The organism is Robinsoniella sp. (assembly GCF_034124845.1).
This window is the reverse complement of record NZ_JAWYAJ010000482.1, coordinates 1-22,193: the sequence shown is the minus strand read 5'-3', so window position 1 is coordinate 22,193 and position 22,193 is coordinate 1. Positions and strand designations below refer to the sequence as shown.

Sequence of the window (22,193 nt, the reverse complement as noted above, 5' to 3'; positions counted from 1 at the left end):
CATAAATGTCCAAAACCCGCTATCTTTCCTATGTTTTCGACTGTTTAACTCCAGAAAAGATATATTTTTCAAAAAAAATGAAAATTTCTTATATTTGCTACGGGTTTCGACTGACTTCGACAATCGGACTGTGTTATACTGTGTCTAACAGAGTCAGTTACACACTAATAGAGCGAATAAAGGAGAAAACATATGAGAAGAATGTTATGCAATATTCAAAAGAACTGGTACAAATGTGCATTAGCTGCTGAAGGTAAGAAATTAGACCGGTTGGTGGAAGAAGGAAAACCTTTAACGGGTAAAGAACTGCTGGAAGTAAGCAAGAAAATAGACGGACATATGATCCGCCTTGTGAAGACTACGGAGTATTTAAAAAGAACGACATCCTGATTTAGATTTCTATTTATTTAAAAATAAAAAACTGTGTACAGCGCTCTGGAGATGAATGTAGTGATTCAACTCCATAAACACTGTACACAGTTTTTATGATTTCGGAAACCAGTTAAACTGGCTCCGGCAATCTTAATTTACATTGACTTTTTAACAATTTTTACTTTACTGCTGAGTTTGGCTTTTGACAGCAGCCTTTTATAAGATGAATATTTTTTCTTTGGAACATAGATCTTTGCTTTTGATGAGATATTCTTAAACGCATACTTTCCTATGCTTGTTATTGATTTGGATTTCAGCGTAACAGATCTCAGTTTCTTACATCCGGCAAAACTCTCTTTTCCAATCTTGGTCACGTTGCTTCCAATTGTAACCTTCCACAGTCTTGTATTTTTCCGGAAGGCATTGTCTGCAATTCTGGTTACCTTGTAGGTATATCCTTTAATTTTGACAGTGGACGGAATCGTGATGGATCTGTATGTTTTCTTTGCAGGCTTTTCCAACATAACTGTTTTCGTTCTGCTGGTAGATGCCGTTACTTTGTAACGCAGCCCCTTTGTCTGATAGGTACTTCCTTTTTTGGGCAGTGCCGGAATTTTAGAAAGTCCCACCTTAGCCTTGTTCAGGGCATTGTACACCTGGTCTGTCATTTCTTTTGTTGCATTGGGGTTGTTGATAACCGCTGCTGCATTTTTCATGGCTGCTTCCAAAGCCGACCAGGTAGTTGCCGTGTAGTCGGACTTTTTAAGGGATGCGCAGGATTGATACAAATTCTTTAATGCCGTCTTGTCAACGGGTACTGGTTTTGCCTCAACAGGCTTTAATCCTCTTATAGCAGCCTCCAGTGCAGATATTGCCTTTGTTACATCCGCCTGCACTGCATTTTCATTTGTGTTAACGCCTTTTGCTGCATTCAGCGCCTGGATAAATACTTTCCAGCTTTCCGGCGTATATAATTTTTCATTATATTTATCATTTACATTTTGAATGAGTGCAGCCAGTTTTGACTTATCTACGGGTTCTTGCTCAATGCGGGATGCTTTGAAGTCTTCTATTGCCCTGGTTAGTTTGATTACAGCATTATTAATAGCTTCTGATGAAGGGTTGTTTGCCTGGTCTGCCAATGCAATGTCTGACTCTGATGTGGCTGTTGCGGTTATTCCTGCATTTTTCACCGCTCCAGTAGGTTTCATAACTGAATTGTCCCATTCTTCATCTACCGTTTCAGTATTTCTCTCCGGCTCTTCCGCCTCAGTCTGCACTCCTGGTTCCTGCACTTCCTCTGAAACGCTTCGGTTCTCCGGCTGTACCGCTCCCGGATTCAATACGACAAATGCATCTGCATTATTATAAACTCCCGGTTCCCCGGCTGTGATTGTAATACTGTGTTCTCCTGGTTCTAACCCGGACACTCCATATACCTTATACTGGTTAAAATCCCAGCCTCCGCCTTGTGCCGCACGTATTTCCACCGGTTCCGGGCTGCCATCATCAATTTTGACAACTGCCTTTCGCTGTGTCTGATCGTAACCGGACAGCCAAAGGATGCCGGTTCCATTAAAAAACAGTTTTATATCCCCGTCTTTAAAGTAAGTAATTGTATTGTTATATGGCTTATTTCCAGCCAGATACGGTGCATCTGCGGTATCCTGCAGACTTCCTTCCGGATATTGAATAGATTCATCCGTATCATCAATCATGAGCGCTTTTGCCAGAACTGCATTGGCACTCCGAACCGGCGTCTTGCCCTCAGCGCTTTGTACATCACAGAGCAGCAGCTTCCCTGCATCGACATCAGATGGCATATAATCTTTGCCATTTGCCCCATCAACCGGTACATAAGTTTCTTTGTTGTATCCCGCTGCGCTGTACGCCTCTGCAGCGTACCACTGATAAAGAAGATCTTCCTGGGAACCGTTCGTAACAACACAGTCTGCCGTTAGGCTGCCATCTTCCTTTTCACTTACGGATACATCACTGATTCTGACGTCTTCGCTTACGTCATTAATGACGATAAATGCATCCAGACTGATATTTGCTGCTAATGAGCTTTCATTTTTTCTTCCTGTTCGGAAAATTGTAATCGTGTGTTCTCCGGGTTCATTCCATACCTGTTCAAACAGGACTTCATTAACCTGGCTGCCGGTGGTGGAATCTGCATCAAATAAATCAATTTCAACGGGTGTTCCATCATCAATTGCAACCGCTGCTATACCCTGGTTATTTTCTTTAGCACCTACCCAGCGAATTCCGCTGCCGGCAAATTGGAAGGATACCCCTGCTTCATTTTTAGTGTCCATTAGATAGGTAACGGACTTGCCATATGCATTTGCCGTCCAGGATTTATCTTTATCTGTCTTGTAATCCGTTCCTTTGGTTCCGGTAAAAACAAATTCATCCGAGTCATCTAAGATGTCATAGTACTGATAGGAATCCTGTCCCACTTCTATTCCATTGCTCTTTAAGGTCTGTCTCTCTTTGCCGTCTATGATCAGCACTGCCGAACAATAAACCTTGTTTGCTTCCAGCCCCTTTGTGTTCAGTATTTCATTCTGAGCCCCTTCTATTGCCTGGGCCTTACTGTCGGGATCACCTGCTGCCACCCGGTACCACTGGAGTTTTACTTCTGTAGTTTCACCAGGATTCTGCACGTGATAGGAGACTTTGAGCTCTTCATCATTGATCTCTGAGATCCTAACATTTCCCAGTGAAGTAATTGTTTCTTCCGTCATTTGATTTTCATTTGTCAGACGGATGGTTCCGGATCCTGTTGAACCATTTGACAATCTCCCCTGGATTCCGGTATAATTGCCCCACCCCAGGTTCGGATAATACCATTGGTTGTTAATGATAAGCTGTGCTTTTTCTGTGGCATTACTGCCTTCCGGCTTCAGTACTTCAAAAGCGTCTACAACGATGCAGTTCGCCTTTCCTCCTGCCGTTTCCAGTTTGATGGTATGCTCACCATTTTCCAGGCCCTCTATGCTGTAGATTACCGCCTGCTTCAGGTCACTTCCCAGATTACTGTAGGTATCAATCTCTTCTTTAAATACACCGTCTACATATACTTTAACAAGACCGGTGTTCTTTTGTTTCGAACCGATATATCGCACGCCGGTTCCTGTAAAAGTAAATTCACAGGTGTCCCCTAATTTGCTGCTGTATGTTTCTGTTCCTGCATAATCCGAATTAGAATCATAAGGAGCCCAGCCGCCAGTATACTTCACCCTGGCATCCCTGTCATCCACATACCCCAGGTCATAGGTCATTGCCACACGGGCTGCCACGTCTGCATTGGGAGATTCCACGCTGATCCGGGGCGCATCTGCATCCAATCCATAATTTACATCATAGGACCAAACATGTTCACGCATGGTTTTAAAATCATTGGTTACCAGCCCATTATTCGGGTCATCGGTAGAATATACAAAGTAATTCTTCATATCATCTTTCCAGGACCACTGCGGCTCCACGCCATACTGATCCGGTGTCTCATCCGCTCCATCCCTTACCTTCAAAGCCACACCTTTGTTACGTCCGATATGGTCTTCCGGATAAGCGGTATATAATCCGTCCCTGAGCCAGCTTACACTGTCTGTATCCTTGGAAATGTCGTAGCTGATCCCCACCTCTCTTAATCCGCTTGTTACTTTCGGTGCAGTTGTCAGCGTATAGTCTGTGGTTATGATTCCGTTTCCGGATATCTTCATATCAAAGCGCACGCCCTGGCCATTGTCATAAGCACCATTTACGGTCACGACTGCGTACTGATCCTCTATAACTGCTGTTATTCCGTCTGTTTCAGCCAGATTCCACGCTCCCAGGCTCATACCGGTTACATGGAGGTACGGACCGCCTGTCACCATGACTTCATCCTGGAACTGTCCGCTTACGATCATACCGCTTTCCTTGCTGAAAGTAACGGAGAAGTCTTCACCTTTTACAATCACTTTCTGGTCTTTATCTTCAATAGACGGTGCCTGGTCTGCTGCAGGCGTAAAGCTGTACTGCTTTGAAGTTACTGCCACATTTGTTTCATCCACCATGATTCCATCCGGTGTATAAAATTTTAGATTTAGAGTTTCCGCATTTTGAGATATTCCATTTATGGTAATGACACCCTCACTGTGCGGTGCAATACTTTCTGCTACCATGATTTCCTGCTGCACTCCGTCAACGGTATACACCAGTTTTAATTCATTTGTATCCGTATGGTCGAACCAGTTCTTCACCGGGATATACATGGTACCTTCTGATATGTAGCACGTTTCTTCATCCACCCGTACAGGAGAATAAGCTTTCTTAGTAAGATATGCCTCCGGTTTTTCCCGTAAGTAGGCGTCCAGTACACTTCCCCATTCGCCATAGCCTGCCGTCTGCCCATCGGAATGGGACTGCCAGCGCTCTGTGGTTCCTTCCGGAATGTAGAATACATCATCGATTCCGCCCCATAATGCTCCACCCAGGGCTCCATCACTGGTAAATATATTTTCCCAGCCTTTTTTTACACTTTCTCCCCAGAAATTGCGGACGTTTACATCCCGCTGAAGTTCATCCAGGTTGTAACAGGAAATATGTGCATATTCATCATGTATAACGGGTTTGTCGCTTCTCCCCATGCCTCCTGTTACATTTGCATAGTGGGCACTGTAGATATCGGCAAAGCCTGCAGGTTCTCCGGTATCCGGGAAGCTGAATACGCACGGTCGGGTTATGTCCACATCTCTTAAGTATTCTCTTTCATCCTGGAATGCATTTCCGCCGGACTGTGATGCTACTTTACTGTAATTGGATTCATTTCCCAGCGACCAGATGAGAATGGACGGCCGGTTGCGGTCACGTTCAATCATCTCCGTAAACTGAGGAAGGAAGTCTTCATACTTACTGCTGACATCTGCCCAGGGTCCCTGGAAGCAGACTGCCGTCTCCTGTTCCACATAGATTCCCATTTCATCGCATGCATCCAGCAGATCCTCAGAAGCCGGATAATGGGATGTTCGAATATGGTTTATATTTGCATTCTTATAAGCTGCAATCTCGGCATAACTTTCTTCTCTGGTCATGGAACGCCCCAGATCATCGGATACATCATGCCGGCAGGTACCCCGCAGCTTTACTTCTTTTCCGTTCACATAGACTTTGTTTGTATCTGTTCCATCTGCGCCTCCGTAATGTATTTCACGGAACCCTACTTTTTCCTCATTAATCTGGACGGCTTCACCGTTTACCAGCAAAGTTGTCCGCAGGGTATACAGATTGGGATGTTCAGCATCCCACTGCTTTGGTGCTGTAACCGGAAGCGTTAGCTTTTTAGCCTGTGAGAGTTCTCCTGAATCCGCCAGGACTTTTAAAGCGTTGTCTCTTTCTCTGCGCATATTTTCGAATGCTGCTTTGGAGTACTGGCCTTTTTTACCGGTATTTCCCTCATAGAGATTTGTTGCATTTTCTTTTAATAAAGTACTGGCTTCCTCAACAAGCTCCGGTAAATTCTTCAAGGTCTCCGTCTCCCGGTGAAAATCTATTTCTCCGGAGGTAACTACAGATTCCCCGTCAAGCAATTCCACAAGAAGCACACCTTCACCTGAAACCATGTTCAGCTGGGCGGTTACTTCCAGGTCTGCATTGGTAAATGTCTCATCAAAATCGGTATTTACATATGTTCGGGCAATACCGTCGTATGGAACTGCAACGAGGCTTACATCCCGGTTGATACCTCCCATGTTATGATGGGCATATTCTGTGGCATTAGCCGGATTGTTAACTGATTTCCCTTCCGGATTCCAGATTCCCTTCGTGGTGCTGTATAACTCTGCAACTCCCACCGTCATGGTAACTGTCTCACCCGGCGCTGCATATTCTGTGATATCACAATCCCATGTAGTAAATCCACCCACATGAGTGCGGATATATCTGCCGTTAATCCACACCCGTGAATTACTGTACACACCGTCAAACCTTACCATTACCCGGTTTCCGGCAAAATCATCCGGAACCGTAATCTCACGCTGGTAATAATACTCGTTGTTTGTAAGGATGTCGAAGCCCTGCATAAGCGGCTCTCCTGGCACTTTTATGTTTTTCCAGTCTCTTTCCTCCCATTTACTGAAATCAAAATCCTGGTTTTCTTCATTGGGTGCTGCAATTCCCCCTGCCTGTGTATGATCAGGAATATCAAACAGATATCTCCACGTTCCGTCTCCTGTTGTCTCATTCAGGATCACCTCGGTCTGGTCTATCCCTTTTATATACTTAGCTGCATCCGGAATCACCGGTGTGTTCCAAACCTCACTTCCTATTTCGGTTTCTACCGCTTCCTGTACTTCTGTGGTCCGTACTTCTGTGGTCTGTACTTCTGTGGTCTGTACTTCTGCAGCTGCAGCTTCCGCAAAAACGAGGATTCCATTCATCTGTAAGATCATGGCCCCCGCCAAAGCCATACTTATCCATCTTTTTCTATTTTTCATTATATATTCTCCCTTCCCCGGAGCTATTTGAAAGGTTGGAGTTTTTCAGCCCCGCCACATACTCAATTCCCGCCTTTTTTTCGATACGTCCTGCACGCTTCCACATAAGCCAGAATATTTTCCAAAGGTACCTCCGGTTCCAGCATATGGGTCGGTGCCACAAACAGCCCGCCTTTTTCCCCAGCAATATCCAGATTGTTCCAGACTGCTTCCTTTACCTCCTGCGGGGTTCCGCAAGGCATGACTGTCTGGGTTCCGATTGTGCCGTGAAATGAAATCCGGTCCCCAAACTTTTCATAAATCCTGGCAAACTCCATGCATTCGCTCTGGATTGGATTCAGAACCTCTACCCCTGCTTCTATTAGATGGGGGATCAGCGGCTCGATAAATCCGCAGGAATGATAAAAGATTACAATCTCAGGATTTACTGCTTTCACATCCCGGATCAGTGCCGCCAGCCTTGGCTTAATCCATCTGCAGTAAAGCTCTTCACTCATCATAAGGGTATGCTGCATTCCCACATCATCCCCGATAAACAGCACATCTACTCCCGCCTTTGCATAGGCAAGCGCCCGTATGGCAGACTGCTCTGCCGCCTTGTCAAAGAGAAACTCTGCTATTTCGTTCTCTTCCATCATATCGCAGAACAGTTCTTCCATGCTTCTCATATACCAGGCGCATTCCCAGATTGTCATCTGCATATCACCAACCGCAATCAGGTCCCGTTCCTTAATCTGCCTCACCTGCTCTGCCTGGTGTGAGCCGTCTGCACGGGCAAAATCCGGATAGGGATATTCCTGCACTTCTTCCAGGGTTTCCATATGTTCCAGTGGATTTCTCATATAGGTCATATGCATGCTGTTGGGGGATTTTTCGTGTCCCACCCCCCAGATATCGATGTCTGCCCCCTCAGCCAGCGGCGTCTGATAATAAGAACGGTATTTCTCTGTATCGTGATTCTGAAGGCGCAAGTCTTCCACCCTGCGCCAGGGGAACCGGAAATACTCTTCGTAATTATCTGCTCCCAGCTGTTCTCTGCAAACTTGCTGCTGGTGGGGAGAAAGTACAAATTCTACCGGTACCCATTCATATCCCTGCCGCCTGATCAGCGACAGGAAATTCTCTCTGTTTGTCATCTTATGCCTGCTCCTTCATATTGCTTTTATTTAGCTGCTTCGCCCATAACCTCTTCATACGTATCGGCAGTCACAACTACTGCATCTACTGCTGTTTCCTGGGGGACTTCTTTACCTTCGATCAGTCCCATAAGGACATCTACGGAACCTGCACCTACTGAATCTGCTGAAAAGTATGCAGAAGCAACCACACAGGAGCCGCCTTCTTTCTTAAATTCGTCTTTTGCCATATAAGCTCCAAGACCTACTGCACATGCATCTTTATCCAGTCCGGCACTCTCCAATGCCCTTGCCGCACCGATAACACCTTCTTCATTCGCTCCTGTTACCAGCCATTTTTTAATCTCCGGATGTGCAGTGATCACTGCTGCAGCTGCTGTATTTCCCTTATCTGTTGTGCCGTCATAATCCGCACGATAGATCTTCGCGGTATCAAATTCAGGAACCAGCTCCGTAAATTTATCATATTCGCCTTCTGCACGGGGCACACAACTGGATACGGTATCCATAGTCATCAGCAGCATTCCCACTTCTTCATCTGCTGCCAGATTATTTTCTTTCACATAGTTAGCCAGCCACTCACCATTTGCTTCGCCGATTACATATGCATTGATGCCTACCCATGGTGCCAGCTTTTCCCCATTGGCATCCTGCAGTGCGTCATCTGCTGCTACAACCGGAATATTTGCTTCCGTACATTTGTCAATGACCGCCTGTGACATGGTCTGGTCCGGAATACAGGTTACAATGCCATCCGCCTGGTTTGCAATGGCATTATCAATTGCTTTTAAGTATTCTTCCGGGTTCATTTTTGCATCAACATATACAAATTCCCCTCCGGCAGCTTCCACCGCTTTTTTTGCCGCTTCTCCTTCATCAATAAACCAGGTCTGGTCTCCCGCTTTGTAGATACCGTAAACTAATAATTTATCATCTGAGCCTGTCTTTACGGCTGCTTCGCTTGTATCCTCGTCCTTTGACGTCTCCTTGGTTGTCTCACCCGCTGTATCGCTCCCGGTATCTTTCGGTGCTTCTGTTGTAGTCTTCGTTGTTTCTTTGGTTGTCTCTTTTGCCGTCTCACCGGTTTCCGTGCTGCATCCTGTTAATGCTGCTGCCCCCAGTACCACCGTCATTAATAATGCTGTTAATTTTTTTGCTTTCATGATAATCCTCCTTTTTTAATATGAAAAGCCCCTGAACCACTCCATGGAATTGATGCATTTGGTTCTGAAAACTTTTTACATATGTATCCAAAACACACTTCTGTGTGGTTTGTTCCAGTTATTCTGTTATTTTGTAAGTCTGTGATTCTGCAATTCTGTTATTGTGCATTTCTGTTATTCTGCATTTCTCATACTTGCTGCAAGAAGTTCTTTGTTTCTCTTTTCTTTCCTGATATAATCGGATGCAAGTGCAAACAGAAGCAATGATCCGCGGGCAACATACTGCCAGAATGTGGGCACATTAACCATAATAAGCCCTGTATTAAATGCCTGAATTAAAATAACGCCCAGTACGGTGCCTCCCATGCTTCCTACGCCCCCGGTAAAAGATACCCCGCCTAATACAACTGCGGTAATCGCATCAAATTCCAGGTTAACATTTGCGGATGGCTGTCCGGCATTCATTCTTGCGGAGAACAGGATACCGCCCATAGCGCAGAGCACACCCATCATAATAAAGCAGCTGGCAACAATTTTTTCCGGATTCAGCCCCGCCAGCCTTGCAGCTTCCTTATTTCCGCCTATTGCGTAAATACTGCGCCCGAATTTCGTCTTCTGAAGAATAAATCCAAATACAATAATACAGATAATCATAACCCAAACCGCCAGTGGAATATCTAAAATACGAAGTTTCCCAAGCTTTAAGAAGCCTACGTCGGAGATACCAACCGGCTTTCCATTACAGATAATAAATGCAAATCCACGAACAATGGACTGGGTTACTAATGTTGCGATAAATGCTTCCAGTTTAATTTTATTGACCATCCATGCATTGAACAATCCAACTGCCACTGATGCTGCCAGCGTCAGAATAATGGCAAGCACGATCGGTGTTCCATTTGACACCAGGAGTGCAACCATAACGCCTGAAAATGCAGCCAGTGATCCCGGAGATAAATCATTTTGTCCCGCAATAATTAAGTAGGTGTGTCCAACTGCTACCATACCAACCAGTGATGCTGCAACCAAAAGGTTAATCATGTTCTGAATTGACAGAAAGTTTTTATTGATTGATGTAAACAGGGCAAATACCACAATAATTGCCCCAAGCAATACCAGCTTGTCGCCCCCTATATATGCGGCGGCTGCTTTGATCTTGTTTTCATTTCTTTGATTCATTCCCTTTTTCTCAGTATTTTTCATTCTGCTTCCTCTCCTATCATCCCCAAACTTAAGAGCCTGTCCTCCGTAGCTTCTTCCCTCATGATCTCACCTGATATCTGCAGCCCGCGCATAACGATAATGCGGTCGGAAAGTCCGATTACTTCCGGAAGCTCTGAAGAGATCAGGATCACTCCCAGTCCCTGCTTTGCAAATTCACAGATCATTTGATAAAATTCAGATTTTGCACCTACGTCAATCCCCTTTGTAGGCTCGTCCAGAATCAGAACCTTGGGATTCGTGGTAATCCACCTCGCCACAATACATTTCTGCTGATTTCCACCGGATAACTCTACAATCTTTTTGTCTGGCGATGGTGTCTTTATTTTAAAGGACTCAATTCCTTTTTTAGCCTCTTCCTCTTCTTTTCGCTTGTCAATAATCCCAAATTTATTCGCGTTTTTATCCATTAATGAAACGTTGATATTGCCTGATACACTGAGATTTGATAAAATCCCCTGCATCTTTCTGTCCTCCGGCACCAGTACGATACCGTTTCGCATAGCCTCTTTCGGGGAGCGGTTTGTAATTTTCTTTCCTTCCAGGAATACCTCACCACTCTGAAGTTTATCGGCCCCGATAATTGCACGCATCACTTCTGTCCGCCCTGCGCCTACCAGACCGGAGAATCCAAGCACCTCTCCTTTTCTCAGGATAAAAGACACTGGCTTTACGTGGTCAGAAGAAACTCCTTTTACTTCTAAAAGCACCTCACCTATTTTTTTACTGCGGTCCAGACTCTCATATATATTACCCAGGTCCCGCCCTACCATCATACGGATCATTTCTTTTTCCGAGACCTCGCCTGTTTTGACCGTATCCACATACCGCCCATCCTTAAAAATTGCCACTTTGTCGGTAATCCGCTGTATTTCGTTCATTCTGTGGGACACATAGATTACGATTTTCTGTTCCTTTTTCAGCTTTTCAATAATTCCAAATAAGCTGTCGATCTCCGAATCGCTCAGACTGGCAGTAGGTTCATCAAAACAGATAACCTTTAAATTTTTCCGGCTGTAAGCCTTCATGATTTCCACCATCTGCTGATAGGCAATACTCAAATCCTTCACCTTTTCATTTGCTCTAATCGGAAGCCCAAATTCTTCGATAATTTTCTGAGCCATCTCATTTGCCTGCCGCACATTAATAACCCCCAGCTTATTAACAGGCATTCTTCCCAGATAGATATTTTCTGCTACAGACAGTTCCAGTAAAATCTGCCGTTCCTGGTAAATGACGCTGATTCCTTCTTCAATTGCCTCCTGGGGAGACTTAAAATTTTTTTCTTCCCCATCCAGAAGGTATTTTCCCGCATTTGGCTGGTAATCTCCATTCAGAACCTTCAGCAATGTTGATTTCCCGGCACCATTTTCCCCCAGAAAGGCAAGCACCTCACCTCCATATGCCCGAAAGCAAATATCATCCAGCGCTTTTACACCCGGAAAATATTTGGATATGTGTGCAAACTCCAATTCACTTCCCATCATTCTTCCTCCTTCTATGTTTCTATAGTGCAAAGCTCTTCTGCTTTACTTCCCTGCCATAAATTCCGGTACTCTATGGGAGACATCTCCATATACTGCTGAAATACCCGGCAAAAATACTGGGCACTGTTAAATCCTGCCTTCAGTGCAATCTCCGTTACCGTATAGGATGTAAACCACAAAAGCTCCTTTGCCTTTTCAATCCGCAGAGTATTGATATAATGCTGACAGCTGATTCCTGTCTCCTCTGCAAAACACTTCCTGATATACCTGGAACTGATTCCGAACATCTCCGCAAGCTTTTCCTTATTAATGTCCATCTCATAATTTTCGTTAATATAGCGGATAATATCCGCCATTTTCCCCGCCTTGCTATGCCGTTCCTGTTGTTGCATCTTCTCTGTAATTTTATCTGACAGTTCTATGAATAACTGAAATATAGACAGCTTCATTTGGATATTTTTATGCTCTTCCTCTTTCTTCGCCCGGTAAATTTTGCACAGACTCTCCAGCATACAACATGCCATTTCACAATTAGCCAGTTTGTGGTACCTTGGCTCCTGGCATAGAAAGCTCAGTATACTTTCCAGGTTCTCTGGTGCCTGTACGCAAAACTCCAATTGGGCAATACTGCATTTTTCCCTGGTATCTACAATAAAACTGTGTGCTACCCCCGGATAGACCACCATGCAGTCTCCTTCCTTCAGAGGAAAATACTGTCCTTCCACCCCCATAATGCAATGACCGGATTTAATACAGTTTATTTCTATTTCTTTATGGTTGTGGTCTTTGAACCGATACGCTGACGGGAAACGGAAAATTCCTGAATTACGTATCTGTATCTCACAGGATCCTTTTGCCAGAATCTCCATGATACTTTGTTCCAAATTGTCCATATTCCCTCTCTTTCCACCATTCATTTCACAATAAGGAACAATTATGCGTGAACCTGGTTTTTTACTTTTCGTATTTTTCGCATTTTCTTTTGTGTATAATGTGGTCTTTATCATCACTTTTTCTTTATCTCAGGTATATTTTAACTATATTGCCAGGCTTTGTCTTTTACTTATCGGTATGTTGTACACTTTTCTTTGTACATTTCGGAATTGTCGCTGTATTTTTCCTTTTTTTCACATATGGGAGGTGTATGGAGGGTGATTTCTATTTTATGGGGGCATAAAAGACCATAGTAACAAATTCTCCAAAATATATTTTGAATAATTCTCTTTTTTTGCAACATTTTATCTGTTTCAGTTGTAGTATATATAGGAGGACAAAAGATGGGAGAACGAGTTATAATTCGAGATGTTCTGGAAGATATCTATAGAAGAAATGTTTCTACTATATACAGAGTCTGTTATTTATATATGAAAAATGTATCTGATGCAGGAGATGCAGTTCAAACAACCTTTGAAAAATTAGCACTTGCAAAGTCAAATTATTTCATCCATTAGAAACGTGCGCCGCCAGGCGCACCAATAAGACGATTATCCAGATAAATCATCTGATAATCGTCTTATTGGTGCTTTAAAGCTTCCAAACTTTAAATGCATTATTATATCTACATAAGATCTTGATTTATTGCCCCATAAGCTGCCGAATACACTTTCGGATACACCTTTACTCCACTATTTGCCGATTGAATAATACTGTCAATCAGCACATTCACTCTAATTGCTTCTAAGAGGCTGATATAAGAACCCCCTTTTCCCTCAAGTTCCAAATAAAATTCCCGTATGGCATTATAGTGGCTGTATCCATAATAGTCCTTTTTTCCGAGCAGGATTCTATCTTCTGCCAAAACAGTCTCTTTATTGTTTTCCATACAAATCAGTTTATTATTTTTAATAACAAACACAGAATTTTCCGTAACAATTTCCAACTCAATACTGGAATTGCTGCAGTGCGTTACGGTTCCGTAAAACACAGCACTTGTACCGTTCTCAAAAGCTATATGTGCGCAGGCTGTATCTTCCACCTCTATATCTTCCAGCAGCATATTTCCAGCCATTGCCTTTACCCATACAGGAGTACCACAGAATAATTGTAATAAATCTAAGGTGTGAATGGCCTGGCTTAACATTACACCTCCTCCGGACTTATCCATTTTTCCTCTCCACGGGTCTTTAGTATAATAATTCTTTGTCCTGTCCCAGGTGACTATAGCCTTACAGCCCTTCAGCTTTCCATGATTGCCATGTTTCAGAATTTCCAGCATTTTTATGGTAGTGTTATTATACCGGTTCTGCAAGCAGACACCAATTTTCACATTTATACGGTTTAAGTTCTCAATAAACCTTTCCACATCCTTTGTGTTTAGCCCTGCTGGTTTTTCCACAAATACATTGACATCATAGCTAACTGCCAGCATGGCAGCAGGTACATGAAGATGGTGGGGGAGACAGATATGGAGTGCATCCAATTTCTCACACTGCAGCATAGTTTCCAACTGTGTGTAAAATACCGCATCCGGCACAATTTCTTTTTTCTTTAGGTCCATGTCGCAGACTGCAGTTACCACAGCATTTTCCATACTGCCAATGGCCTCCAGATGAACAGCTGAAATAACGCCTAAACCTGCTATTCCGATTCTAAGCATAGAAAGCACCTCCTATTTTACTCTGCGCGCCAGCATCTGTGCTTTGACACACAACTCCGCAGCTTTCAAAGCATGATCCTGGGTCATGGCATTTTCAGTACGGTTGATGACTTATGCCACAGATACTGGGAAGAAGGACTGGATAATCATACCTTGAGAAACTCGCTGGAAGATGTTTTTGCTTCCATTCAGGAACTGGATTTTCTGGTGTATCTTCTTACCAACATTCTAGTACGTCAGGGTCAGCATCTTTCGGGATTAGATTCTGTATCTGTCACAGAATTTCTAAGGCAGATGAATGAGACAGAAACTGTACCGGAAATCACCTCCCTGTTTTTTGACCGCTTTGATACTTTCTTCCCAGAAACTTCCGGGGTAACCTATAAGCCTTTTATTGAAAAACTGATCACCTATATTGAGGAGCACCTGTCAGACCCCAATCTGTCATTGAAATGGCTGTCCACTAATTATTTGTACATGAGTGTAGATTATGTAAGTAAACAATTTTCCCTGCAGACCGGAGAGAAGTTTTCCAATTACTTGAACAGGCTTCGCATCACCAAAGCAAAATCACTGCTCATTGGCTGCGATACTGAAAATATCTACACCATAGCTGAGCAGGTAGGATGCGGTAATAATCCACAATATTTTAGCCAGCTTTTCAAAAAATATACAGGGATGACCCCTACGGAATATATGAAGAAAATGTCGGGAAAATGACTAGCACTATGTAGATCTTGTTTAATACGTCCCAGAACTTGCCGACTACTTTAAGGCTTATGCATTAAACTCTTTTACCGCTTCTATAAGCGCTGCCAGGTTTTCAATGGGAGTCAGTGCCTGGATATTATGGATGGTGTTAAATACAAATCCTCCGTCTTTTGAAAAAATATCACACATTTTCAATACTTCCTCGCGCACTTCTGCTGGTTTTCCAAAGGGAAATGTCTTTTGTGTGTTTACACCGCCGCCCCAGAATACCAGGTCTTTCCCGAACTCCTTTTTCAGTTGAACCGGATCCATGTTTTCTGCTGTCCATTGCACCGGATTCAGTATATCAAATCCGGATTCAATGATATCCGGTATCATTGGCATAATGGAACCGCAGGAATGTTTGAATGTTTTCCATTTTGTATGGCTATGTATCCAGTTGTTTATTTTCTTATAATAAGGCATATACAATTCCCGAAATACCTCATTGGAACAAAACGGTCCGTTTTGAGTTCCAAAATCAGTACCGCACACAAATGCCGCCTGTACCGTATCCCCTGCAGCCTCCTTTATTTTTTCCAGGTTTTTCAGTGCAATATCTACCTGGGCAGAAAAAATCTGATGCAGATAATCCTGGTTGGAGAGGGTTGCCATATACCACTCCGTGATATCTCTTAGACCTTTCGGCGCCTTTAACATGCCCCCCGGAACCATGGCTATATCCCCGATCGCAGTCCCTCCAAAGGATCCGATTACGCCATATCCGCTTTCTCCTGCCCGTTGTGCCTGGATTCTGATATATTCCAGATCCTGTTCACTAATTTCCCCAAACTCCTCCAGATTATCTTCCACTCTCGGGTTATCTTCATCAAAATCATGTCCACGGGAAATTGTGTCGAAAAAATACCCGCCGGAGGGCAGATGCCCTGCCGGAGGAAATGATGTGTCCCCTTCCGCATAAATATAGATATCTCCTTTTTGGCTGGTTGTAGTAACAAAGTTTTCCGGTACGAGAATCTCCTGTCCCCAGGGAGTCCTCCACTCCTTCTCTCCCACATTCTGAAATCCAAACATAGTGTTGGGATTCCATACATTTGTAACATCAATGCCCATTGCCTCTTTCAGATCATCCTCTATGAATCCTAATAACTGCAATGGCTCACACATTTTTACTTTACGCTTTTCCAATCCATAGTAATCCCTTAATTTTTCCACCATACTTACATGTATCCCGGTAACCGAAGTCCCTCCAATATCAAAAGGTACCGGACCTGCCTGATGATTTAATGCTCTCTCCAGCTTTTCCCTCTTTGTCATACTTTTACCTCCTTCACATCCCAGTTTCCGCCGGGTGGCACTAGAATATTCCATTTATATATCGTCTAAACGATTTTTGTTTCACACTTTTCTTCTCTTACCTAACTGATCAATCAGAACTGCCACAAGCAGTGTCCCACCTACTACAAAGGTCTGCCAATAAATATCCACGCCCAGAAGAGTTAACGCATTCGTGATAAGTGCCATCAGAAGTGATCCCAGAAATGCCCCCAGTACGCTTCCTTCCCCTCCCTGCAGGCTTGCCCCTCCAATGATAACCGCCGTAATAACCCGCAGTTCCAGTCCTGTTCCCTGCTGCACGGAAGCGGTACCCATACGGGCTGTTGCCACAACTCCTGCAAATCCCGCCAGCACACCTACAATGATATAGTTTAGGATTTTGATCTTCACTACGTTAATACCGGATAATTTAGCTGCCTTTTCATTTCCTCCGATATAATAATTCTGTCTGAAGAACCTGGAATGCCGCATTAATATGTCCCCAATTATCACAAGTATAACCGCATACCAGATCGGCGCCTGGATTCCCAGAAACTTTCCCTGGCCAATGGCATTAAAATCCACACCCAGGCTGGTGATATTCTGTCCCCTGGTAACAATAAGCGTCAATCCCCTGAACAGACTCAGAGAAGCCAGTGTTGTTACAAATGCATTAATACCCACTACCGATATAATAAATCCATTAAATAACCCGGCAGCCCCGCCAATTAACATACCAATCAAAACAGCAGCAAACGGCGGAACTCCCGCCTGTATGGCAAGTCCGGCACACACTCCGGAAAAAGCCAGAATAGATCCCACTGACATATCAAATCCGCCGCTCACCATTAAATTTGCCATCCCTACGGCTATAATCACTTCTACCGATAGTCCCAGCAGTAAAGCTACTATATTCTGATAAGACAAAAATACGGATGATGCTGTCGTTACCGCCGCCGAAAGCCCAACTACTATTAATAGAATAAAAAATTCCCTCTGTTTTGCTAATTTTTTTACCGCGCTCATCTTTTCACCGCTCCTTACATTATAAATATGGTTTTCAAGAATTATCTAATCTGTACTTCTGCTTTTACATCCACACCTGAGGCCATGGATATAATATTTTCTTCTGTTGCCTGCCCCGCCGGCAGCTCTCCTGCTATTTCCCCTCCGCGCACTACAATAATCCGGTCGCTGACACCCAGGATTTCCGGCAGATCAGAGGAAATCATTATAATTCCCACACCACCTGCCGCCAGGTTCCTAAGCAGCGTATAAATTTCACTTTTGGCACCAACATCCACACCTCTGGTAGGTTCATCAACAATTAAAATTTTAGGCTTTATGCCAAACCAAGCTGCTAAAAGCACTTTTTGCTGGTTTCCCCCTGATAAATTTCCTATTGTACATGGACTGGAATTAAAAACAGACTGCGGAACTTTGAAAATAGGTGCCTGCAAACAAGCCGGCAGCCTGGTATTAACCGTGCAGGATGACGGGGTGGGAATTGAGCCCCGTACCTTAGAAAAAATGCAGACACCCCCGGATGATGGTACATACGATTTTCGCAGCGGGATTGGAATACCAAATGTTAAACGGCGGCTGTTTCTGCTTTACAATAAAGATGTGCTCCAAATAGAGAGCACCCTTGGATCGGGTACATTTATAACCATAACTTTGCCTGATTTGTGACCCGGATATAAAAGAAAGAACCGGAAGACGATTCTGACTGCACTTCCGGTTTACTTATGATCACTCATCCTTTTACCGACCCGATCATAACCCCCTTTACAAAATACTTCTGTATAAAAGGATAGATACACAATACCGGTACTGTAGAAACGATAATCGCACTATACTTTAACGTCTGGGAAAGCTGCATCTTCGCTTCCGCAGCCGCCGCATCCAGCCCCTGCAGATTGGTCAGGCTCATCTTGTTGGTCATTAATAAATCACGCAGGAAGGACTGTAACGGCATCAGATCTTTGTCATTAATGTAGATTAAGGCTGAGAAGAAATCATTCCAGTGTCCCACCGCATAATACAGGCCAATGACAGCCAGAATCGGCTTGGACAGCGGTAGAACTATTTTTATCAGAAATTGGTATGTATTGGCACCATCCAACTCTGCCGCCTCCTGCAGACTGGTTGGGATACTGTTTATAAAATAGGTTCTTGTGATAATAACATTATAGATGGATATAGCACCCGGAATCATCATCGCCCATGGTGTATTGGTTAAGTGCAGCTTGTGCACGACCAAATAGGTGGGAACCAGTCCCCCGCTGAAATACATGGTCAGCATGAAAAGAAACATAAGCACATTTCTTGGCACAAAGTCTTTTCTTGCCAATGGGTATGCCGCGCATACGGTAAGAACCAAATTAATCAAAGTACCCACCACTGTATAAAAAATGGAATTTACATATCCGGTCCATATCGCCTTATATTCCATGACGGCTTCATATGCCGCTAATGTGAACCCCTTTGGCAGAAGAACAACATTGCCGTTCCAGACCTCTGAAGGATTGCTGAAGGAAGCAATTACCACAAACCACAGCGGCCATATAAAGAGGATTAAGAGGACTGCCATAAGCGTTATATTTACAATGTCAAATACTTTATCTGCATGAGAACGCTTTATTCTTCCTGTTTTTGCTGTTTTACTCATCATTTTCCAACTTACTCCTTTCTAGAACAGACTCTCATCTGCAAATTTCTTACAGACCTGATTTGCAACTACGATTAAAGCCAGATTAATCACAGAATTAAACAGACCGATTGCCGTAGAGTATCCATAGTCACTATTAATCAAACCAACCTCATATACATAAGTAGAAATAACAGATGCCGCTCCTTTATTCAGGGTATTCTGAAGTAAAAATACCTTTTCAAATCCCACGCTCATCAGCGATCCCATCTGGAGTATGAGCAGCATGACAATGGTTGGTTTAATAGACGGCAGATCCACATGAAAAATGCGCTGCAGTTTTGTGGCTCCGTCCACAATTGCGGCTTCATGCAGCTGATAATCCACGCCGGATAATGCAGATATATAGATAATAGAACTCCATCCCAGGCCCTGCCATACTCCGGTCCATACATAAATAGATTTAAACAACTCCGGTTTTCCCAGAAAATCAATCGAACTCAGTCCAAGCCAGCCTCTGATGGTATTGAAAATGCCTGTATCCGGATTTAGAAATATGACAATCATACCGCACATAACTACCGTGGATATAAAATAGGGGGCATAGGATGCCATTTGAATCGTTTTCTTTAAATGTTTGTTTTTTAAGTAATTTAACAATAAAGCAAACATAATCGGTATGGGAAATCCAACCAAAATACTGTAAACACTGATTCCTATTGTATTCTTCAGTAGTAATTCAAAATTATAGCTGCTGAAAAACCTGGTAAAATGTTCAAATCCGACCCATGGACTTCCCCATATTCCATCTTTGATGACGTAGTCCTTAAATGCTAACTGAATGCCGTAGAGGGGACCATATGCAAAAACAACATAATAGATTACAACCGGCAGGATCATTGCGTAAAGTATCCAGTTCTTCTTCATGTCCTTTCCTAATCTGACGTGGAAACTCAATGTATTCCTTTTTGCTGATTTTTTTATCACCGAAAATCCTCCTTTTTCATTTTTTATGGTCTGGTGCATGTTTGAAAACACTCTCTGGAAAGAGAAGTACCGCTGTATCTTACAGCGGCATCTCTTTTTTAGCTCCTATGCAGCGGCTTATTCAGCCATAGCCTCTGTGTATGCTTTCTGGTAGATTTCAGTCAGCTTGGCTCCGCCCATGTTGTTTATCGTCGTTACATATTCTTCCCAGCTGCTTTCCAGCTCCAGTTCCCCGGTTGCAACCTGTGCCAGATACTGGTCAGTATAAGCATCCAGGTCTGCCTTTAAGGTAGAAATTTCCTTAGCATCATCATCGCTGTATCTCATTACCGGAAGTGGAATGGCACCCATTTCTGTTACCTTAGCACGTTCTTTATTTAAGTAAACCTCATCCGGATCAACTTCTTCTGACATGCCGCTAAACCAATACTCCGGCTGAATAGATGGATGATACGCCGCTCCCTGAATAGTACCATTGCTTCGTACAGCTGCAATGTCATCTCCATATCCGTTACCGATAATCCATTCCCAATTGCCCTCAGCATCCTTTTTCCATGTCTCACCTTCCACACCCAGCCATGCGAGGATTCCGCCCTCTTCTGTGTAAAACTGATCTGCCCAGGCGATAATCACTTCCGGGTTTTCACAAGCATCCGTTATGGCTAAAGTCCCTGCGGTGATACCGGATGAAATAGGATAAATCCCTTCTTCAAATGGTGTAAGTATGGCATAGTCATCATCATTATCACGCCCAACTGTCAGAAATGCGCCTGCATCAAAGAAAGAACCCAATACATCTCCCGACTGCCCAATTGCTCCCTGCTGCTCGTGTTTCTGCGTAAATACATTTTTATCCATCAGACCTTCCTGATAGAGCTTTGTGATATATGCAACAAACTCTTTATATACATCTGAAGTTGGAATATAGGTTAATTTTCCATCTAAAACAGCGGACTTTGTAACCGCATCATAGGGTACTCCAAAATAAGGCAGCAGCAATTCCGGCTTTACTACGTCCGTCCCCGTGATTGGAATCTCATCATTTACGTCCCCGTTTCCATTTGCATCTTTTTCCTTAAATTCCTTTAAAACCGTATACAGTTCATCCAGATTCTTTGGCTCTTCCAGCCCCAGATTCTTAAGCCACCTGTGGTTCAGCCAATAAGGGGATAAAAGCGGCATTTCTTTGTCAATTTCCGGCAGTGAATAGATATGTCCGTCTGAAGCTGTGATATAGTCCCATCCGTCAACCTTATCTAAAAGTGCACATAAATTAGGTGCATACTTCCGTATCATATCTTCTAATGGAATAAGAATCTTCTGTTTTCCATACTTATCTAATTCGGTTGCTGAAAAATTGGCTTTGTAGAAAACATCCGGGTATTCACCGGAAGCTAATACCAGGTTCTTCTTTTCAGACAAATCGGCGCCCATAACAGATTGATAATCAAAAGAGATATTTGCATCACTTAAAGCTTTCTGCATTGCCACATTATCCTTTAGATCATATTCCCCATCCAGAATCGCGAATACGCTGTAATTCTTTGCTTCTTTTAATGGGAATGTAACTTCTCTCCCGTCAGCCTCTGCCCCGGCTTCTGTCTGATCTGCAGGATCCACATTTGCAGTATCTTTGCTGCCACCGCACCCCGTCACAGATACCATCATAGCTGCTGCACATAACAGCGACAAGAATCTTCTAAACTTCATAAATAAATACCTCCTGTTTTAATTTTCGTTCTCTTTGAGGCGCCTCTCTCGATAAACTCTGTATTCATTATAGGTGTACACATACCGGGGAACAAGAGACAAGATTTTTGCTATATCGCTTAATTATTGCATCCACAATTTTGGTGTCTGAAGCACCAAAAAGGCTTGATTTCATTAAAAAAAGCACAATATTCAACCAAAAACCGTTGAATATTGTACCCTGTTTGTTACCTTATACCTGCATGTATCCACTTTTTTCTGATATCTTCACCTGTATGCTTCATCTCCTCTCTTAAACATTCTATATTAGGCGTTTGCAAAACGCCATAAGCCTTGATTTTGCAGGCTTTTTTACTGTTTA

General features: G+C 43.4%; 17 protein-coding genes. 4 read left to right on the top strand and 13 right to left on the bottom strand.

Annotation, left to right across the window (positions count from 1 at the left end; all coding sequences use genetic code 11):
• Positions 1-192: 192 nt before the first annotated feature.
• On the top strand, positions 193-390 hold the full coding sequence (locus tag ACH2DQ_RS23610; protein ID WP_394914856.1) for a hypothetical protein: 198 nt from the start codon (positions 193-195) through the stop codon (positions 388-390).
• Between the two features lie 137 nt (positions 391-527).
• Here the strand turns inward: ACH2DQ_RS23610 and ACH2DQ_RS23605 are convergent, their stop codons facing one another.
• From ACH2DQ_RS23605 to ACH2DQ_RS23580, 6 genes are all read right to left on the bottom strand, one after another.
• Entirely contained in the window at positions 528-6,854 is a 6,327-nt protein-coding gene (locus ACH2DQ_RS23605; RefSeq protein ID WP_394914857.1) for a glycoside hydrolase family 2 TIM barrel-domain containing protein, read from the bottom strand.
• A gap of 62 nt (positions 6,855-6,916) precedes the next feature.
• Entirely contained in the window at positions 6,917-7,990 is a 1,074-nt protein-coding gene (locus tag ACH2DQ_RS23600) for a uroporphyrinogen decarboxylase family protein (RefSeq protein WP_394914858.1), read from the bottom strand.
• Between the two features lie 26 nt (positions 7,991-8,016).
• Complete coding sequence (locus tag ACH2DQ_RS23595; RefSeq protein ID WP_394914859.1) at positions 8,017-9,153, bottom strand: substrate-binding domain-containing protein; 1,137 nt, start codon at positions 9,151-9,153, stop codon at positions 8,017-8,019.
• A gap of 174 nt (positions 9,154-9,327) precedes the next feature.
• The gene (locus ACH2DQ_RS23590) at positions 9,328-10,356 is read right to left on the bottom strand and encodes an ABC transporter permease (protein WP_394914860.1); all 1,029 of its coding nucleotides are present in this window, start codon (positions 10,354-10,356) and stop codon (positions 9,328-9,330) included.
• Positions 10,353-11,861: a sugar ABC transporter ATP-binding protein gene (locus ACH2DQ_RS23585; protein WP_394914861.1), complete on the bottom strand. Its 1,509-nt coding sequence runs from the start codon at positions 11,859-11,861 to the stop codon at positions 10,353-10,355. The genes ACH2DQ_RS23590 and ACH2DQ_RS23585 overlap by 4 nt, the downstream gene beginning before the upstream one ends.
• Before the next feature lie 11 nt (positions 11,862-11,872).
• Positions 11,873-12,754: a helix-turn-helix domain-containing protein gene (locus tag ACH2DQ_RS23580; RefSeq protein ID WP_394914862.1), complete on the bottom strand. Its 882-nt coding sequence runs from the start codon at positions 12,752-12,754 to the stop codon at positions 11,873-11,875.
• Between the two features lie 384 nt (positions 12,755-13,138).
• Here ACH2DQ_RS23580 and ACH2DQ_RS23575 point away from each other — a divergent pair, with 384 nt between their 5' ends.
• On the top strand, positions 13,139-13,312 hold the full coding sequence (locus tag ACH2DQ_RS23575) for a hypothetical protein (RefSeq protein ID WP_394914863.1): 174 nt from the start codon (positions 13,139-13,141) through the stop codon (positions 13,310-13,312).
• Positions 13,313-13,419: 107 nt separating this feature from the next.
• On the opposite strand, the gene ACH2DQ_RS23570 is transcribed toward ACH2DQ_RS23575, so the two are convergent.
• Positions 13,420-14,457: a Gfo/Idh/MocA family protein gene (locus ACH2DQ_RS23570; RefSeq protein ID WP_394914864.1), complete on the bottom strand. Its 1,038-nt coding sequence runs from the start codon at positions 14,455-14,457 to the stop codon at positions 13,420-13,422.
• A gap of 72 nt (positions 14,458-14,529) precedes the next feature.
• Here ACH2DQ_RS23570 and ACH2DQ_RS23565 point away from each other — a divergent pair, with 72 nt between their 5' ends.
• Entirely contained in the window at positions 14,530-15,177 is a 648-nt protein-coding gene (locus ACH2DQ_RS23565; RefSeq protein WP_394914865.1) for a helix-turn-helix transcriptional regulator, read from the top strand.
• Between the two features lie 57 nt (positions 15,178-15,234).
• On the opposite strand, the gene ACH2DQ_RS23560 is transcribed toward ACH2DQ_RS23565, so the two are convergent.
• The 3 genes from ACH2DQ_RS23560 to ACH2DQ_RS23550 all read right to left on the bottom strand — a co-directional run bounded on the left by ACH2DQ_RS23560 (position 15,235) and on the right by ACH2DQ_RS23550 (position 17,945).
• The gene (locus ACH2DQ_RS23560) at positions 15,235-16,485 is read right to left on the bottom strand and encodes a uroporphyrinogen decarboxylase family protein (RefSeq protein WP_394914866.1); all 1,251 of its coding nucleotides are present in this window, start codon (positions 16,483-16,485) and stop codon (positions 15,235-15,237) included.
• 81 nt (positions 16,486-16,566) lie between these two features.
• Positions 16,567-17,511: an ABC transporter permease gene (locus ACH2DQ_RS23555; protein ID WP_394914867.1), complete on the bottom strand. Its 945-nt coding sequence runs from the start codon at positions 17,509-17,511 to the stop codon at positions 16,567-16,569.
• Positions 17,512-17,552: 41 nt separating this feature from the next.
• Complete coding sequence (locus ACH2DQ_RS23550) at positions 17,553-17,945, bottom strand: ATP-binding cassette domain-containing protein (RefSeq protein WP_394914868.1); 393 nt, start codon at positions 17,943-17,945, stop codon at positions 17,553-17,555.
• Between ACH2DQ_RS23550 and ACH2DQ_RS23545 the strand changes: the two genes are divergently transcribed.
• Positions 17,830-18,177 carry a sensor histidine kinase gene (locus ACH2DQ_RS23545; RefSeq protein WP_394914869.1) on the top strand — a complete coding sequence of 116 codons (348 nt, stop codon included), beginning with the start codon at positions 17,830-17,832 and terminating at the stop codon, positions 18,175-18,177. The two genes, ACH2DQ_RS23550 and ACH2DQ_RS23545, sit on opposite strands and share 116 nt — an antisense overlap.
• A 64-nt stretch (positions 18,178-18,241) precedes the next feature.
• Here ACH2DQ_RS23545 and ACH2DQ_RS23540 read toward each other — a convergent pair whose 3' ends face one another.
• The 3 genes from ACH2DQ_RS23540 to ACH2DQ_RS23530 all read right to left on the bottom strand — a co-directional run bounded on the left by ACH2DQ_RS23540 (position 18,242) and on the right by ACH2DQ_RS23530 (position 21,832).
• Positions 18,242-19,159: a carbohydrate ABC transporter permease gene (locus ACH2DQ_RS23540; protein ID WP_394914870.1), complete on the bottom strand. Its 918-nt coding sequence runs from the start codon at positions 19,157-19,159 to the stop codon at positions 18,242-18,244.
• Between the two features lie 18 nt (positions 19,160-19,177).
• Positions 19,178-20,122, bottom strand: coding sequence for an ABC transporter permease (locus tag ACH2DQ_RS23535; RefSeq protein ID WP_394914871.1), 945 nt, complete (start codon positions 20,120-20,122; stop codon positions 19,178-19,180).
• A 117-nt stretch (positions 20,123-20,239) separates the two neighbouring features.
• Complete coding sequence (locus tag ACH2DQ_RS23530; protein WP_394914872.1) at positions 20,240-21,832, bottom strand: hypothetical protein; 1,593 nt, start codon at positions 21,830-21,832, stop codon at positions 20,240-20,242.
• Between the last annotated feature and the right edge of the window lie 361 nt (positions 21,833-22,193).

Excerpts from the sequence above, each read along its gene's own strand:
- ACH2DQ_RS23590 (WP_394914860.1), bottom strand. The coding sequence starts at position 10,356 with ATGAAAAATACTGAGAAAAAGGGAATGAATCAAAGAAATGAAAACAAG.
- ACH2DQ_RS23545 (WP_394914869.1), top strand. The coding sequence starts at position 17,830 with ATGCCAAACCAAGCTGCTAAAAGCACTTTTTGCTGGTTTCCCCCTGAT.
- ACH2DQ_RS23565 (WP_394914865.1), top strand. The coding sequence starts at position 14,530 with ATGATCCTGGGTCATGGCATTTTCAGTACGGTTGATGACTTATGCCAC.
- ACH2DQ_RS23610 (WP_394914856.1), top strand. The coding sequence starts at position 193 with ATGAGAAGAATGTTATGCAATATTCAAAAGAACTGGTACAAATGTGCA.
- ACH2DQ_RS23560 (WP_394914866.1), bottom strand. The coding sequence starts at position 16,485 with ATGACAAAGAGGGAAAAGCTGGAGAGAGCATTAAATCATCAGGCAGGT.
- ACH2DQ_RS23575 (WP_394914863.1), top strand. The coding sequence starts at position 13,139 with ATGGGAGAACGAGTTATAATTCGAGATGTTCTGGAAGATATCTATAGA.
- ACH2DQ_RS23585 (WP_394914861.1), bottom strand. The coding sequence starts at position 11,861 with ATGATGGGAAGTGAATTGGAGTTTGCACACATATCCAAATATTTTCCG.
- ACH2DQ_RS23570 (WP_394914864.1), bottom strand. The coding sequence starts at position 14,457 with ATGCTTAGAATCGGAATAGCAGGTTTAGGCGTTATTTCAGCTGTTCAT.
- ACH2DQ_RS23600 (WP_394914858.1), bottom strand. The coding sequence starts at position 7,990 with ATGACAAACAGAGAGAATTTCCTGTCGCTGATCAGGCGGCAGGGATAT.
- ACH2DQ_RS23605 (WP_394914857.1), bottom strand. The coding sequence starts at position 6,854 with ATGAAAAATAGAAAAAGATGGATAAGTATGGCTTTGGCGGGGGCCATG.
- ACH2DQ_RS23595 (WP_394914859.1), bottom strand. The coding sequence starts at position 9,153 with ATGAAAGCAAAAAAATTAACAGCATTATTAATGACGGTGGTACTGGGG.
- ACH2DQ_RS23530 (WP_394914872.1), bottom strand. The coding sequence starts at position 21,832 with ATGAAGTTTAGAAGATTCTTGTCGCTGTTATGTGCAGCAGCTATGATG.
- ACH2DQ_RS23555 (WP_394914867.1), bottom strand. The coding sequence starts at position 17,511 with ATGAGCGCGGTAAAAAAATTAGCAAAACAGAGGGAATTTTTTATTCTA.
- ACH2DQ_RS23540 (WP_394914870.1), bottom strand. The coding sequence starts at position 19,159 with ATGATGAGTAAAACAGCAAAAACAGGAAGAATAAAGCGTTCTCATGCA.
- ACH2DQ_RS23580 (WP_394914862.1), bottom strand. The coding sequence starts at position 12,754 with ATGGACAATTTGGAACAAAGTATCATGGAGATTCTGGCAAAAGGATCC.